This window comes from Pedobacter terrae, assembly GCF_900100705.1.
Classification (GTDB): domain Bacteria; phylum Bacteroidota; class Bacteroidia; order Sphingobacteriales; family Sphingobacteriaceae; genus Pedobacter; species Pedobacter terrae.
This window is the reverse complement of record NZ_FNCH01000028.1, coordinates 24,380-41,260: the sequence shown is the minus strand read 5'-3', so window position 1 is coordinate 41,260 and position 16,881 is coordinate 24,380. Positions and strand designations below refer to the sequence as shown.

Here is a 16,881-nt window from a genome sequence, read left to right as displayed (position 1 = left end):
TACAGATATGCGTTTTTACTGAATTAAAATAATATCGTCTTTGTCCGTAGTAAAGTGCAAAGAAAGTTTATCTGCTCTTGCTTTCCAGTCATGCTTGTATCCCATTGATGCAAAGCGCAATTTATCACGACCATAGCGACCATTCATTGCGTCCAAAACTGCCGTAAGCTTCGCATTACGTTCCGTATTGGGATTATCAAAAAGATTACTCTGTATTGCACCAATAGGCACTAAACGAGACAGGAAAACTCCAACCCTTTTATAGTCAAACCCTATGCGATAAATCCCCTTTAATAGTTTATTTGCTTCCTCTTTCAAAAGGTGTGTATGGTATGTGGCAACTGGCAATTCAACTTCTATACTCTTATAATACTGTGGTTCTTCGGTAGCAAATGGGTTAGTATGAATAAAAACAGACAAATGTTTACACGCCAAATTCTGCGCCCGTAGCTTATCGCAACACCGGGATAAATAAACCTCTAATGCTTCCTGTAATTGGGATAATTCAGTTACTTTAGTACCAAAACCTTTTGCGCTGCCTATCCCTTTTTTATTTGGCACCTCGTATTCAAAATTAATCCTTTGTTGCCCGTTTAATTCGCACCATAACCGATAGCCTACAATAGTCATCAACTCATTTACTTTCTCCCCAGGCATAATAGAAAAATCATAAGCTGTCTTAATACCCATAGCTAATAGCTTTTCTTCATACTTACTACCAATACCCCAAACATCGCCTACGGGAAGCCACTTTAATAATCGTATTCTATCTTCGTTATTTTTAATTCTGTAAAATCCGTTGGCCGTTTCCTTTTTGGCATATTTTGTGGCCGTTTTTGCTAAGGCTTTGGTTTGGCCGATGCCAACACTTACTGGAATACCAGTGTATTGAAGTATCTTATTTTTTGCATCCATTACGTAGCTATCCAGGTCAATATATTTATGCCTATAAAGGTTGGCAAATGCCTCATCTATAGAGTAAAATTCCATATCTGGTGTATACTGGCCGAACACTTCCATTACACGGCTGCTCATATCGCCATAAAGGGTATAATTGGAAGAAAGAGCTTGCAATCCATGATGGCCGTAAAGGGCCATTATCCTTTTTATATTATCACCCCTTTTTATCCCCAATGCTTTTGCTTCTTTGCTTAAAGCAACTACTGTATGATCACCATTACTTAAGATAACAACAGGCTTACCAATTAGTGAAGGGTTAAACACCCGTTCTGACGAAACATAAAAAGCGTCACAATCAGCATGTACTATCATATCACCTTTCTAATATGGCCATACCTATTTTTAACAACAGATCGGGGGTCTTTAATAATTTTACTCACGACACCCCAAACAATCAGATTATCAGGGTCAGCAACTTTAACTGGTGGGTACTCGGGGTTTTCAGATATCAGAAATACTTCGTTGCCCTCTTTCACGACCTTTTTAGCCGTAAATCCTCCCTCGTATGTCATAACGATAATATCGTTATTTACTGGTCGAAGCGATCTGTCAATGACAAGAACATCATTTTCAAATATACCTATACCCTCTAAGGACGAGCCAATTGCTCTACCAAAAAAGGTAGCGGTGGGATTACTAGTAAAAAAATCAGTAATTGATAGCCGAACTTCAAGGCTGTCAGTTGCAGGTGATGGAAAGCCACACGCTATTCCAGGCGCAATAAAATAGCTGATCTCACTATCCTTATATTCAGCTAAGCTTTCTTTTGACACCAACAAATGACTTTCCATAAGTCAAATGTAAACAATTGCTAATTAAATTAGCAATCAAGACTTTAAACATTCAATTCGTAGTGGCTATAGTTAGATATCTTTAACTAATTACACATTGATTTTCAGTATTTTGACTGAACATAAACTACATACAATGTTTTTCCATCACATCATGCTTATAACGTTTTAAGCCAATTTTCAATAATGTTGCCCATCGTATTTACTAAAGATTCGGACTGATTAATAGTAGGAACAGAAAGTACCGACACACGGCTGCCTTGGTCATTCTCTAATTCATGAACTTCATGGGAGTCAGATACAAACAGTAGCGCACCGATGAAAGGGTGATCACCCAAAGACTTCCTAAAATTTTCATAATAGCCTAGCATTTTATATACTTCTTCTGACTTCGATCTGCTATAGCTACGTAATTTAGCATCAACTATTAAAGGGCCGTCTGCTCCTACTTGCGTAAGAATAATATCAGGAATTCCTCTAAGACCTTTTTTATTTTCTGTGTAAAACCATTGGGGCTTACCCATTGGCGATTGTTTTTGAAACCAAATATTAATTATCTTACCATTTCTTTCTAATATATAAATTGGTTCATTATCTTTTTTAAAAAGAGGTTTTGGTCCGGTAACTAAGCTAAAGCCTATTGATATCAAAACTTGGGATAAAAACTTCAAACACCAAATTTCAAATACTTTTTCATTAAATGAATCTCCTGTTGGAAAAGCAAGCAAGTGGTTTCTCAACTGTTCTTTCGGAAGTTCGCCTGGCTTATTAAAAGCAATTCGCCACTCCTCAAACCATGATAAGAATTTGCCATAGCCAATATCATTACCAGTTTGGCGCTTTGTAACTCGCTTTCTACTCTCCAAGTATGTTCGCTCAAGATTATTAGAAACTATTACTGAATCCCACGGCCAGGAGGACAATCGGGTGTGGAGCCAGTTTAACAATTGCTGAACCGCTACAAATTCAGCAGTTTGTTTAAGAGGATACTTCGTAAAGTGCTGCATTAACAAAATCAAAGTAGACTTAACTAAAATATTCTCAGGTGTATTTGGTACAGATGTTCCGCGTATTACCGGATAATATCTGTTTCTCTCAATACTTCCATATCTTCTTTGCAAGTATTTGTTAATATCCAACTCTCCCCTTAAAGGCAGTTCTGAAAAGGTTTTATATTTTTCGGGCTTGCTAGATAGCTTAGTGTTAATTTCATCAAAAAAACTGACCAATAATCTGCCATAGGCAATGTCATGACGAAGATTCAGCTCAGCACGAAAAAGATGTTCTTCATCTTCATCAAAAGCGCTATGCATCTGAACATTATCAAGGACTACTGACTTATCAAAAAAGTAGCTTGCCAGGATATCGATAATATCACTTAGAAAGTAACTCATCTATCCAATGAAATACATACCGGCAGCGGCAATTTTCTTTATTTCACTTTTAGTCCTTTCATCAAATGGCGTTGCTAGGTTATTAGCGAAATTTTCTAGTACCCCACCATTGATAGTATCAGCTTCAAACAGCGGTGCAAGTTTCGAGGAGGCAGCCCAATCAATCAAAACAGATAACTGTTCTTCTGGAAAGCTGAAATGATAGTTGCCAAATAACTCCAATACATCGATTAACTGGGCAGTTCCTATAGGTAAATAAGGTAATCCACTATCAGCCGTCGCGTATCTTACCATCTCAGCGAGTTCAAATAACTTTTTAAATTCCTCGATAGCAGTAACAGTCATGAATTCAACAACTGTATCATAATCAATCGACTCATTGAATTTTGATGCTATTCTTATAATCGCTGCATCAATAACCACCTTAAACTCTTTGATCGCTAATTCATCACTAGTTGAATTGTATTCAAAACTATTTGATGCACTCCTCTGACTAGGAATATCTATGGTAATAAAAGTAAATCTACGTCTGATTGCCAAACTTAAACTATTGACAAACTGCTTGTCGATAGAGTTAATTGTTCCCACGACTCTGAATCGTCTTGGGGTAATAAGTGTTCGATTATTTTCCCGTTGATGTGAAAGTGTGACTGGACCTGGAATGCCAGAGCCTAACACCGAAAAGAGTTCACCAAACGCTCTGTCTACATGACATCGATTTAATTCATCTATAAAAAGCCAACTTGCTTGGGGGCTATCTTCGTCTTCAAAATTTTTAGAGATTGCATTTGCGCAATCTATAACTGTTGATGTAAAATAACCATTTACGGGCACAATTTCTTCCTTTCCTTCTGTGTTATAGGAAAGAGTTTGTCTCCCAATTATATCATAAGAACTCCATTCTTCATGGGCCGTAACAGGTAGCAAACCAATATTTAAACCCTTTGCAATAGCACGGACTATACTGCTTTTGCCAGTACCAGGAGGCCCTTGAAGCACTAAGTGGCCAGAAATTAGAGCAACAACTATAGATTTTAAAACCGGCTCATCAATAAGCAGATGAGCAGTAGCGGATTTAATTCGCTCCATAAACCCTTCTTCTAATTTAAGTTCATGGTTTGCCAGCTCGGCAATACGCTCAATATTTTCAGTATAATCTTGCAATGGTATTGCGCCATTATCTTCCAATTCATTTCTTGAAATCTCGTTAACTTTCGCCATTATCGAATAGATTTTTTATAATATTTGCATCCAGAATTGGCTTCCCCGTACGTAAAATAACTGAAATAGTACCGTCAGCATTTCTAACTTTTTTCTTAACCTTATAAAGCCATTTTTCCGTATCGTGACTTAAAACCAGATCTTGTCCAATTGAGAGTCTACAGAGTTGAGAAATTGATCCCGATATCTCTCTCGCGCTAACATAATTATAGTTTATGTCCTTTACCATCAAAGTGTAATCTGTACCATTGAACAATTTAACTAAAGGATCTTTAATAACATCACCTGTGGTGACCTGATCCATTCCTAAATACTCGAAGTAGTCCAATTCAGATATAATCGCCGGAGCTTCAGGAATGCGCAATAGAAAAGAAGGTTTTTCCTCACATTCAAAAGTTCCCGCCTGACCACCCATTTGTTGAATGATATAGTCCTTTTTGTCTGCAACAAAAGTATATACTATCGTATTTTCATCAGTATGAGGATAAAGGGTTTGCTCTTTATTCCATATTAAATAGTTCATTGAAGCATGCACTACAATTTGATTCATTGTATTATAAAATTTTCCTTGTGAAGGAAGTTCTCGCTCCTTCATGGTTTTATTATAATCTAATGCTCCGGTGCGAAGCTTTTTAATCAATGTAACTGCTGCCTCTACTTCTGACAAAAGGAATATACGTGAGATGATATTATCAATTTCAGATCTATATAGCTTACCATCAAGCTCTAACATCATTGCATAAAGCAACCAATAGGGTAGAATATCAGACTTTTTATGTTCTAAACCTCTGCTAGGGCGGGGCGGTGATGGAGGCCCTTTTAGTGGATATCGTAATAAACTTGATACTCCAGATTGAAACAATCCTGGTTCGTCATCAATTTTACCAGCCTGTATAAACTTTTCGCCATTAGGAGTAATATTGATTAAATCTGTACGGTTTTCAACATATAAAAATCCAAATTCTTCAAATGATGCTTTCCAGCTTCCAATTCCAGACGCACTTATTTTTTTGCCATATGTACCACTTTCCCATGCCGTTTTAAGTTCAGTCATGGAATCATTTTCAGCAAAAGTTAGTAAGATGCGCCAAGCTAATATTGCTTTATCGCCTCCAAATGGATTTGGATAACCATAACTATTGACCTCCCAATGCATCCTAGTATTTTTCTATTTCGATAACTGTTTCTCTCATCATTCTTTCATAATCATTATGCAATATATGCATTTGCTGAGATGAGGCACGAATCCTTCGGGCATACATTATTGTGTTTACTTTATAGCCTACATTAGTTGCTATATCCGCTATAAATAAATCAGTTGGAACCAATACACCTTTATATCCTGAGTTAGCGACAACAATATATGCCTTACCGCCCACCTCAAGCATTCTATGCATGCTTTTTAGTAACTGCTGAGTATCATCAAAGTAACCCCGTATCATATCTGGAATGTTCTTATTCCAAATATTCATTGTCGAGATTAAATTGGCTGTTAAATCAACCTTATCATCTAAATAAGAAAATGTATGATCAAATTTTGAGTTCACATGTGATCGCATTGCTATGTCTCGATATAAGGCAAAATCTTTGTAACTTTCAACGTACCCGCCAAGCCAAAGCTCAAGTTTATATACTTCGCAATAATCAAAGCAATTAGCATACGGAGGAGAAAAAATTGCAAGCGCTACTTTGGAATCATATTTATTGGTAGAATCTGCAAATCTTTTTAATGAACTACTATGAAAGTTTTGTTGAGTATCATAATTGGAATCTGACAATTCACTAAACATGAACTTACATTTGTCTAAATAAAACTGATAAATATCGCCAACCGGCTTTTTATTAGGGTTTAATTTAAGTCCATTTCCATCTTTGGATCTTGTGGAACAGCGCTCAATTATTGACAAATATGCAAGTCTAAAAAAATTTCTAACTTTTTCATTAGCATCAATTTCTTCTACAAATGCTCGAATACTTAGTAAGGCATTTAAATCATCATTACTAAATGAAGAAATAATTACTTTCCCTACTATTGGCAACATAAATGGGCGGGGTGGTTTAAAGTCGTCAATAAGCTTAGTTATTGTGGTTTTATCCTCTACGCTATAAAATGCACACTTAACAGATGCAGCCAAAATCGCTACTGGATTTATATCGAAGCCAATGCTTTTATATCCCAGGGATTGTGCAGCTAAATTTGTCGTACCAACTCCACAATAGGGGTCTAAGATATAACTATTCTTATTTGGTGAATTGTGTTCTATTATTGAACTTACTAAAGCTTCTGAATATCCATGTTTATAGTCAAACCAATTATGTTTTGCAACAGATCTATTATTCTTGAAATTAACTTCGGTTGCAAACTTAGATCCATCGGTAACAGGAAATTTCAATTGAAGCGCTTGAATCATTTCCCTATATTGAATAACTAAATCATCAAACTTTAAATTGTCATGCACTATTCTTTCTTCACTAATTCTTGCCATTCTTAAAACAGGGTTTTAAAATAATCCTTTTTGAAAAAATCATATAAACTATGATTTTGACATTTAAGATAACTTTTACTAAATCCCTCGATTAAAGGGATCACGTCTAAAAACATCTCTAATATTGTTGTATTTTTATTGTTTAACTCACCCGCCATCCAATGCTTAAATTTTTCATCTAATTCCTGTCTAAATTCCAGTTCCGTAGAATATTCTTTTAATGGATGCTCGGGTTTAGCTTTGATAAAACTGTAAATGAAGTCTCCATATGGCGAGCCTTGAAATCTAGTATGCGCCGTTTGCTTATAGTTTTGTACACCATCTTGAAAAAAGAGGCCGCTTCTCTCCATAGTAAACCCGGCCCGGAAAATTGAAAAAAGTAAAGCTAACCAAGCGCTAACATCTTTATTGTTAAATGTCAAAACCATATGTCTACCGTTTTTAAGAACCCGAAAGCATTCCTTAAACACTGGCATCAGGTTTTCTTCATAAGTGTACATTGACTTTGCTCCCTCAAAATTTTTCTTTCTATTCGATATAGCTTCAGCTGAAAAATTCGGCATTCCTGCATAAAGGTCTTGATTCCAGGGATACCAAAAGTGAGAAAGTTCAAGATATTGAACGTTGCTGCCATACGGAGGGTCTGTTATTATCGCACTTACCGACTCAGCAGGCAATCCCCCCTTATCCAATGAAGTATTCATTAAAAGCATATTGCCAGCACCTACTATTAGACTATTATAGTCCAAGGCTTTTTCACCTTTAAGGGCTCTTTCTTTATTAAACTCTACAGCAGCTTTTACTCGATTAAGAGAGGCTTTGAAAGCTTTAGATACACTAACTTCACAAAATTGAGATGGAACCCAATATGCATGTTTTGACCAGGCAGCCGGTCTACCAGATTGCCACTGGCTATTTGTAAAAGACATAATACTGGTATCCTTCAAAGTATTACTGAAACAAAGCCTCAACAACTCAAAATCATTTGTAGACAAAATCCCTTTATAGCTATTTATTTTGCTTAAAAGCAAGCTTAATAGTAATAAGTTACGTTCAGTAAAAAAGTCTTGGAACGTTCTAATTCCTTTTTGGAATAATTGATCTTCAAATTGTCTATCCCAATTTCTAGGTATCTCGTCGGCTGAAACTTTAACTTTTTGTTTTTTTGCTAATTGCTTTAATTCACTAATGTGCGAATTGATGTTTGCAGTTTCCAGTTCATCGACCTTAGTTACATCTTTCGTACCATCCTCAGAGTAAGCAACACGTAATAAGTAGTCCTGAGATACACGTTTACAATTTTTTGCCTCAAACCCGCCCTTTTTAGTGATATGACTATCACATCCCGGATTAGAACATTTATAAACTCCGTTAGTAATTTTGTTTTCGTTAGATAGCAGAACCAGCTCGTTACAATGGTTGCACACAACCTTAAATGCGAGTTCATACCATTCGTTTCGAAATTTTTTCCCTTCGATTTCAAAGCCTTGGTGAGAACCATATAATTTGTCAAGGTACTCCGCGATTTGGTGGAAAATATTGGCAAATTCTATTTCATCATCGATTTGCTTAACCATATTACCGACAACAAAAATTGAAAGTGGATTTAAGTCGAATCCAATGGGCCTTCTACCCTTCGCCAACCCTTCATAAATAGTTACTCCACCTCCACAAAAAGGATCTAGTATAATTTCATTTTCGTCACTGTAGGTGTCGATAAGTAAATTAAATACATTCCACGGTCGACGGGCAAAATATTTATGAATTTTATAAGGGGATGTATGCGATAAAGCTTTTACGGGAACGTAAATTCGTTCACGTAAACTATTATTCGAAGGCATTACTACCTCTGTATCAAGGCCCTCTAAGGTATCTAACCTACTATCGTTTTCCCAGGCCATATATTAAAGAAATTTTTTGGTGCAATATTACGTAAACCATCCTAAAATCTAATATTATTAGTAATTTATATACTTATAAACAGTGCTATTACTCTTTATATTTAACGTTTGCCTAATTTGGGCTATACTCACATTGGAAGCGTAGAGATTTTTAACAGCTTTCATTTTTAATTCGGCATCTGGTGTTAAACCTTTTGGTCGCCCCCCTACTCTGCCGCGCTCTTTAGCGGCTTTTAATCCCGCTATAGTTCTTTCTATTTGAACGGTTCTTTCATTTTCTGCAAGAATAGCATTCAGGCTAAACCAAATTTTTCCCATTGGCGTATCTGTATCGATTCCTTCACTAATCGATATGAAGCGAATATCTTTCTCTTTAAATTCGGTCATAAGCTTAATAAGTTCCCAGGCTGTTCGTCCTAACCTGTCAATCTTCCAAACAACAACTGTATCACCTTTTCTTAGCTGTGAGTGCAATGCATCCCATTCTTTTCTATACTTAACGCCACTTTCTTTTTCAAAATAAACTTTATCACACTTATAATTACTTAAAGCATCATCTTGAAGATGCAAGTTTTGGTCTTTCTTAGAAACCCGTTTATATCCAAAAACCATATTATCCACATTTAAAATCATCTTTTAATTTTATAGTCTTGGGTTTGCTGACTGACTAAATAATCATTAATGTCATTCAGGCCCTTATCTGCATAAAACGCACTTTTATCAATGGCAGCTCTTATGAGTTCAATTGCTTTTTTTGTGGCGTGCTTCCCTCCCACTCCGTCACGGCCATTATCAAAATACAAATGAACAGGAATATCCTTTTCTATTGATTTTGTGTTTATCTTTTCGCAAAGGGTCTTAGTTAAATTTCCTGTACCATTGAGGAGGATTGCATTATAAGATTCATCAGGAAACAAATGTCTGTAACTGGCAAAATCCATCGAGCCTTCAAACAACTTTATGCTCTGCGGATTCCCCCCGATGGTAAAAGTTGATATCCCACCTCCATTCAGGTTGCCTTTATATACCATTGATCGTACTGCATAACCATTATTCGAATTCGGGAAGCCTATTGCAAAGAAGTTATTACCATTGTTTGACCAATGAACTTCTTTACCAACACCAGCAATATCTTTAGACTCTAAGCCCCTACTTTGCAAATAGCTTAACAATGCGGGATGCTGGACTTTATCATGAACTTTTGTTATCTCTATGTCATACTCAGTTTCACCATTCTTTTTAAAAAAAGCGTGATAACCGTCAGCAACAATATCAGTATTATTAGACAGCCGCTTTATGGCTTCCACAAAATTTTTACCTTCAAACTTTTGAACTGCCTTTATTATATCACCACCGTCTCCCAAGGCATGATCATACCAAACGTTTGCCTGATCTGCAATACTAATTGATCCAGTCTTTTGATGGTCAAAACCAAAAAAGTACTCCTTTCCCTTTTTTCCATCATACCGAAGTAGTCCGATACTTTCAAGTTTGAAAAAATAGTCAAGTAAAGAAACTTCTGATTTAATACGTGCTGCTTCTGCGGTTAAAGCTGCGTAGTCATTTTTAGTATTCATAATCTTTACATTTAAAGGTATCAATAATTCTTTTAGGTGTAATCATTTTGTGTAATAGTTTTTTGTAATATTAAAAACATAAAAAAACCGATTTTTGATCGGTTTGGGTTGATTACAGTTTAACGTTCGTTTTAATGTAAGCTAAATAGTCATAAACTGATTATCAAAAAATCAATCTAATTTGATTAATGGATTGAGCTTATAATAATCAACAAAAAGAAAAGTTACTTCGAGTATAGTTAGTAGCACTAGTCCAATTGAGATCCCTGATATTAAAAAAATAACCAAACCGGAGACTTTTATGGAAAAATTGTTACATCCTGCTTAACTAGATCACGCTAACGTTTCTGATTTGGATAATTGACTTCTCTAATTTGGCTAAAAGTAAATCCACATAGGGTTTAAAATCCATTCCCTGGCCGATTCTTATCTGATTAATAAGTCCACGGTATTCTGTCAATGTTATCGGCGCTTCTGCATTTCTTTCAGCCAATAAATTATTTTCTATAAGCGGGTAAATGTTGGACCCGATTCCGTCTAACACCTTAACCAAGGGCAATATCTCCGCTTCACTTAAAGCGTATGGATCATTAGCTCCGGTATATTTTGTAACGTCTACTGAGATAAGTGCATAACGCTCGACGTTTTCAGAAGCTCTTTCCAGTTGCAGCTTGCTCATGGTGACAGAATTTCTGTCATCCCACCTTGATTTTACTTCCAGATAATAGATGGGCTTTTCATCATAGTAGATTACGATGTCCTGTCCGCCTTGTTCATCTTCCGCTTCTACAGATTTCCCTTTTTCCACATTGAACCTACTGGATAATTCACTACTGATTTTCTCTCTTATCCTATCTTCGATGTAGGTGCCGATCATATACTTATGTGCAAAGTCCGAGCGCTTCCTTTTTTCCTGCAAAATCACATCCTCCGCTTTTTCCAGAATCTGGTCAAGATTACCAGCTTTAATAATCTCACCCAGCCTATTGATTTGATGCTCTTTCAAGGTAACGATCGAGAAAATATGATCCTTAGTATTTTCGTTGGTAACGACAGCGAGCATGAGCGGTGCTTTTACGAGATCAAGTCTAGTAAATAGGCTTTTATAAAATGGCTTATTGATCTTAGAAATTATATTCAATATTTCATCCTTGTACGGGTTCTCATTGATATCGGGTATATCTGAATCAAGAAAAGCACTTTCAATCACTGTACTTAGGTACTTGTTATTGATCTGGTCATTTGCGGTCAAATAGCTGCTAAAATCCTTATGCCCGAGGATGCGCTTAATAGTACCGCCCGTTACTTTATCATATAGGGTGATGAGCTCTTCATCAAGATCAACATCCAATTTAAGATCGGTGAGCAACTGTAATTCGTATAGTTGATTGGGATACAATTTACATCCAGCATATTGCTCTTTAAAGCGATCCTCATAACAACCTAATAAGTCTTTGATGAAACTAAGATTATTTTTAACCCAGGCCGTATCTAATGTAAGCAGGCTGTTAAAAAAGATCCTTACTAATTTTTTTTGGGCCGTTCTCTTATCCAGTTTATTCTCAGTATCGTCGGTCGGTACAATTTGGATTAAGGAATTATCTAGTTGATAGTGATCACTGATCAGCCTCATAAGATTGGAAGGTTTGCTTTGTGATGCAGGATTAGTAGTTAGCTTACTATAATTTAAAAGTGCCTTAAATATGTTTACCGGTACAACTTCCTTGTTTTCCTCTTCACCGGTTTGATTATCGTTTTCTGTATTTATGCCAAGAAATATCGCATCGTCAGAAAAAAGTTCCGGCAATCTTGCTGTGACACTATTAGAAAAATCCTTTCTCGTAAAGTTGCCGAGATTGAAATCAAAAGCGAAGCTCTCGTTAACTAATAGGTCAATACTTGCAGGAATAAGTATTTTGCCAGCGTCAATAAGTGCAGGATCAAGATCTATGGCATGCCTTAGGCTATTTAAGGTTTGAAAATCACCGGCGGTATTTGGTATAAGTTGATAGTTGGCGAATAAATTATCTTGTTTAGCCTCGATGAGATACTGATAGTAGTCTTTTAATTTAATCTCGTCGAATTCCAATAATTTTTTATTATTTAGTCTTTCAGCAAGCTCACCATTGTTAATAAAAATCGCATCTGCGTAATCCCAATTGGCAACAAAATTACTCCAATAGATGACAGTTTCTTTGGTTGGCAGGTTATCATAAAAGCAGCGAAGGATATAGTCTATACTTTCAAAATGGCTGTCCGATCCTAATAAGTTAGGATCGATGAAAACAACTTCCGACACTGTTTTATAACCGTCATCTGTAAAAACTAAGGGAAGCTGGGTAAATCGATCGACCCAAGCCCCCTGCAGCTCCGTAAAATATCCGTCCAAGTGAATATCGCCAGAGTCTCTTTTGAAATTGATTTCTGCATATAATAACGGGTCCTCAACCGGAAGGACGTTACTCGATAAAAAATTAAAAAGTAGATCAGAAGCCCGTTGTATCAAACCTCTATTTAACTCTTCCTGATCCTTGACCTGATCTTTATTACTATTTAAGTGAATGCCGTCACGGGGTTCCGTTGGCATAAACTTAGTGCAGTTGATAATAAAGTTGATGCCGAATTTTTCAGATCCAACTAGCGGATAGTATAAAAACAATCTCGCAATCCTGGCCGGGAACTGTTTTAGCTTGAGATCAGTTTGAATAGGTAGAATGATCTCTATTTCCTGGGTCTTTTTATCACTGGTATCTGTTACCGAATAGATAACTTGTTCTTCTTCATTTTTATATATAGTTGTTTTAAATAAGTTAACACTTTTTTCATTTTGAACCGGCTCCCTTTTATGCAGGACAAATAACATCTCAATTCCTTCCTTAGATATAACTTTGAAAGACTTGATGCGGTCGTTAATAGCCAAGACAATAGGAATGTATTCTTCCAGGTCACTAAAGGAGTTGGTGATGTAAGCTTTTTCCTGTTCGGTCTCAGGGTAATAAGTGAAAGTTGTTTCAAAAACGGGATTTTCAATTATTTGGCCCGTCTTTAGTATTTTTAGCGCATTCTCTTTTTGCTTCCAGATATCTTTACTCAATTGCTCCCATTCCTTCGCCCGCCGGTCCACTTCAAACTTTTCTATTTTGAGATACATGCCCGAATACTCCAAAAGGGAGTCAATGTGGAATTTACGGCCCAATGAATGGGTGGTTAAAAATCCTGTACCATACTTTCCAACTGGCGGTATTTCGCAATCACCATCTTTGTCTCCTGAGACCTGTTTTATCAAAGAAATCAATGCGTTTGAAGTAAATGGTCGTCCATTGTGGGAAAAAGCAAATTTATCGTACCGGTAATCGATAACGATTTCGCAACTAGTCGTCAGGTCACAAGCATTTTGAACGAGTTCCCAAATAGCACGGTTCGAGGAAAAGTCATTAAATTTTTCAAAATCGCGAAGCATTTTCATCGCATGTTGCTTATAATCCGAAATCTCAGATTCAAGGATGGCTTGTGAAATAGCCTGTTCGCGGTCGAACGTTTCCGTGGATGGTATTGTCATATACTTTGTAGTAAGGTGGCACAATTAACATACGTATATAAAGCAACTGGAAAACATGTTTCCCGGCTACTTTAATATATTTATGCCTGTAATGATTGTTTCGCAGTCGAAATATTATAATGGTTTTTTACCATCAATAAATTGAGTTAATCTTCATTAAATTTATAAGCCTTATAAGGATCATAACTTTGACTTTTGTTTTTAAAAGCATCCCACTTTAAACGATTTTGCCTTTTTCGTTCGGCATCTTCGGCTAACAAATCATCAATGTCATCTTCTGATAGACTTTCTAAATATTTTTCATGTTCATCATAGAGCTTTTCTTGCTCTTCTTGCTTTTGCCATTCAGCATCAGCTTTATCAAATAAATAATCTTCTTCGTTTTCCATAGCTGCTTTTTACTTAATTAATTGACACATTAATTTGCCATATAATCTTCATAGTTGAACAGATCAGTATGTACAAACCTCTCGGTACTGTTTTGGATAGCCCCATCCTCCCCAAACATAATTGCAACACTATAGCCATTTATGGGAACCAATACAGGGGCACCATCAGAAAGTGATTCAGTTACACTTTGCTGTGTAATTGGTTTATCCAGGCTAAAGTTTTCATCATTGAAAAAGCTGGCTAACCATGTGTAAACTTCGGTTTCATTACGGCACATGACAGGATTAATAAGTGTCCTGGGTTCATCATTTTTTATAAATCCTATTAAAAACATAAGGTCGAAAAGCTATAATGGTGAATTTGTATGAGTTAATTCTGGAAGGTTAATTTCCTCGATTATAAAGCTTCTTACTGGGCTATCACTAAACATATTCTTAAGTTGAGGGTTCCATTCGTACTTATCTTCCGGTAACTGGTCGTTCCATACTTTAAGACTATTATTCAAAAAGGTATGCAGCTTTCCGACGTAAACAAGATAAACTGAAAAATCTACTTCAATATTAAAATCATCAGTTACACCCTTTTCCCAAATTTGACCTTCCATTGTTTTAAAAAAACCTGCAACTGATTGAATATAAATATCCCTGCTGTATATCTGATCATCGCCCGGGCCTCCTTCCATTCCTATTAAAAAACCTGTGGTAACTTCCCTTTCTAATCCTTCAAACAGATAAGTTACTTTGACGATGTAAGCCCAATCATAGTAAGATGAACACACCTCAATTTTGCGATAATTAAATGTTCGGCTTGTTGATGGCCGTTCCTCATAAAGATACCCTGCCAATCTGTCTAAGTTGGTATCGTCAAAAAGAAAATCAACCAGGTTAACGATCTCCTGATTAGAAAAACTGAATATATCCCTGCAACTGAATTTTTTGGTTCCCATACTTTAGATGTTAAGGTTTATAAATTTAGAATTTAATTAATGTATTTGCCCTATACTGGCCCAACTGTTCGTGTGTCACTCCTGCCTTATTAGCAAGTGCATGAAATTCTTTGATTTCTCTTTCATCTGTATTCCAATGAAAAGAATATTGATATTTTTCTCCGCTCAAAGTAACCGTTAAACGTATCGGTGCTTTCTTTAGATCAGCATGGGTTAAAGAGGCAATGGGCTCACAAATTTTATTAAACTCTTTGCTGCTGCTGTCTGTGGTATGATAAGCTATGTCGTACTTTGCTAATTGCCTTGCCCTAAAATCGTTCCTTGGCTTAGTCTTTTTTGCTTTAGCTTTTTTTCTTTTGATAACTAAATCCAAGGGTAGCATGGCCTCGAGATAATCAGGATAAAGCTTGACAATTTCTTGCATACAGAATATACCCCACTTTTTGAATGTCCTGCGCACAAAATTTTTGCGCTTGGTATTTTGAATTTGCTTGACACGACTTGTAGCACGTTCTAAGGTCAAATTAAACGGCTTTTCTCGTTCTTTTGAATGAATGGCAGCACGGACAATAACCTTAACTATAGGCGTTATTTCGTGGTCTAAAACGTTAAATAAATCTGTCCAGGAATACCTATCAAGGTTAGACGTAAATTCTTCAATTAAGTCCTGCTCTGTTAGGTTCGGTAATTGGATGAGTTCAACTGCTAACTGTACCATGCTGTAATATTTATATAAAGATATAAAAATATCTTTATATAAAGATATCACATGTTAGAATTTTTGAGGTTTTTCTTTTTTTTAAGAAAGTGTGATATCTTTATATATTGATATCTTTATATCAATTAGAACATTAACGTAAACCCCCTGCCACGCTTCGGTTTATCAATTTCTTCAAACCTGCTAATCTCGGTCTGTAAAAGCCTTGCGTATTCCTTGCCCATAAACTCCCTGAAAAACTTAATATCGTTTTTCTCGAGTGATTCGTTTAAAGCAGTAATATAACTTGGCTTAGATTCATTATGTACAATGGCAAGTGGTAACCCATAGAAAGACTGTACATAGTTCATCAGTAACCTTGATGTTCTTCCGTTACCATCATACCAAGGGTGAATATTTACAAGGTTATAGTGGGCATCAAATGACAGATTGATCTTCTCGGACTGTTTTAAAGGTTTATTCATTAAATCCTTCATTTTACCAATCATATCATTTAACAATGGAACTACTTTGTTGTAGTTAGGAAAGTAAGTGCTTCCTGCCTGAACATTACCCAACCGTAATTCACCCTTAGTTGCATCCACTGTGCCCAACATGGTATTGTAAACCTGTCCGGTGTTTCGCACAACGAGCGAATTTATCTCTTTTAATAATTCTAAGGATATCGGTCTTTTTTCTTTGGCTTCTTTTAAGGTAAAAAGTAACGCTGCATAATGGTCGGTAGCCATCAGCGTATCATGTAAGGCTTTATTGTTTGGTGTCAAACCATCTTCCAGTAAAACCCTCGTTTCGAGTTCTGTTAATGTAGAACCCTCAATTTTAGTGGAGTGGTGAACAATGGAGATCAGGTTGAATTTCTCATGGTCTACAACATCGGCTATACCTAATGAATTATATCTATCAATTAATTTTGCTAAGTCCATGAGTTCTAAATATAA

15 protein-coding genes are annotated in these 16,881 nt (G+C 36.2%); all 15 read right to left on the bottom strand.

The features are described 5' to 3' along the window. Window positions 1-15 precede the first annotated feature (15 nt). Entirely contained in the window at window positions 16-1,272 is a 1,257-nt protein-coding gene (locus tag BLR60_RS22640) for a Y-family DNA polymerase (RefSeq protein ID WP_090504166.1), read from the bottom strand. Next, window positions 1,269-1,751, bottom strand: coding sequence for a LexA family protein (locus tag BLR60_RS22635; protein ID WP_090504164.1), 483 nt, complete (start codon window positions 1,749-1,751; stop codon window positions 1,269-1,271). Before BLR60_RS22635 ends, BLR60_RS22640 begins: the two co-directional genes overlap by 4 nt. 158 nt (window positions 1,752-1,909) lie before the next feature. Then, window positions 1,910-3,145 (bottom strand): hypothetical protein, encoded by a 1,236-nt coding sequence (locus tag BLR60_RS22630; protein WP_090504161.1) that lies wholly within the window; start codon window positions 3,143-3,145, stop codon window positions 1,910-1,912. Beyond that, the gene (locus tag BLR60_RS22625; protein ID WP_090504157.1) at window positions 3,146-4,366 is read right to left on the bottom strand and encodes an AAA family ATPase; all 1,221 of its coding nucleotides are present in this window, start codon (window positions 4,364-4,366) and stop codon (window positions 3,146-3,148) included. Then, entirely contained in the window at window positions 4,353-5,522 is a 1,170-nt protein-coding gene (locus tag BLR60_RS22620) for a hypothetical protein (RefSeq protein ID WP_090504154.1), read from the bottom strand. Before BLR60_RS22620 ends, BLR60_RS22625 begins: the two co-directional genes overlap by 14 nt. 1 nt (window position 5,523) lies before the next feature. Continuing rightward, window positions 5,524-6,852, bottom strand: a complete 1,329-nt coding sequence (locus tag BLR60_RS22615) for a DNA methyltransferase (RefSeq protein ID WP_090504152.1) — start codon at window positions 6,850-6,852, stop codon at window positions 5,524-5,526. A 2-nt stretch (window positions 6,853-6,854) separates the two neighbouring features. After that, a complete protein-coding gene (locus BLR60_RS22610; protein WP_090504149.1) occupies window positions 6,855-8,753 on the bottom strand; it encodes a DNA methyltransferase in 1,899 nt (632 codons plus the stop codon). Between the two features lie 57 nt (window positions 8,754-8,810). Then, the gene (locus BLR60_RS22605) at window positions 8,811-9,386 is read right to left on the bottom strand and encodes a recombinase family protein (protein WP_208600704.1); all 576 of its coding nucleotides are present in this window, start codon (window positions 9,384-9,386) and stop codon (window positions 8,811-8,813) included. Next, complete coding sequence (locus BLR60_RS22600; protein ID WP_090504146.1) at window positions 9,383-10,330, bottom strand: toprim domain-containing protein; 948 nt, start codon at window positions 10,328-10,330, stop codon at window positions 9,383-9,385. Before BLR60_RS22600 ends, BLR60_RS22605 begins: the two co-directional genes overlap by 4 nt. Before the next feature lie 328 nt (window positions 10,331-10,658). Further along, a complete protein-coding gene (locus BLR60_RS22595) occupies window positions 10,659-13,889 on the bottom strand; it encodes a sacsin N-terminal ATP-binding-like domain-containing protein (protein WP_090504143.1) in 3,231 nt (1,076 codons plus the stop codon). A gap of 146 nt (window positions 13,890-14,035) precedes the next feature. Then, entirely contained in the window at window positions 14,036-14,278 is a 243-nt protein-coding gene (locus BLR60_RS22590) for a hypothetical protein (protein WP_090504142.1), read from the bottom strand. A 29-nt stretch (window positions 14,279-14,307) separates the two neighbouring features. Then, the gene (locus tag BLR60_RS22585) at window positions 14,308-14,556 is read right to left on the bottom strand and encodes a hypothetical protein (protein ID WP_143009132.1); all 249 of its coding nucleotides are present in this window, start codon (window positions 14,554-14,556) and stop codon (window positions 14,308-14,310) included. A 69-nt stretch (window positions 14,557-14,625) separates the two neighbouring features. Next, window positions 14,626-15,225, bottom strand: coding sequence for a hypothetical protein (locus tag BLR60_RS22580; RefSeq protein WP_090504138.1), 600 nt, complete (start codon window positions 15,223-15,225; stop codon window positions 14,626-14,628). A 25-nt stretch (window positions 15,226-15,250) separates the two neighbouring features. Further along, window positions 15,251-15,943 (bottom strand): hypothetical protein, encoded by a 693-nt coding sequence (locus BLR60_RS22575; RefSeq protein WP_090504137.1) that lies wholly within the window; start codon window positions 15,941-15,943, stop codon window positions 15,251-15,253. A gap of 125 nt (window positions 15,944-16,068) precedes the next feature. Next, window positions 16,069-16,866 carry a Fic family protein gene (locus BLR60_RS22570; RefSeq protein WP_090504135.1) on the bottom strand — a complete coding sequence of 266 codons (798 nt, stop codon included), beginning with the start codon at window positions 16,864-16,866 and terminating at the stop codon, window positions 16,069-16,071. Window positions 16,867-16,881: the final 15 nt, after the last annotated feature.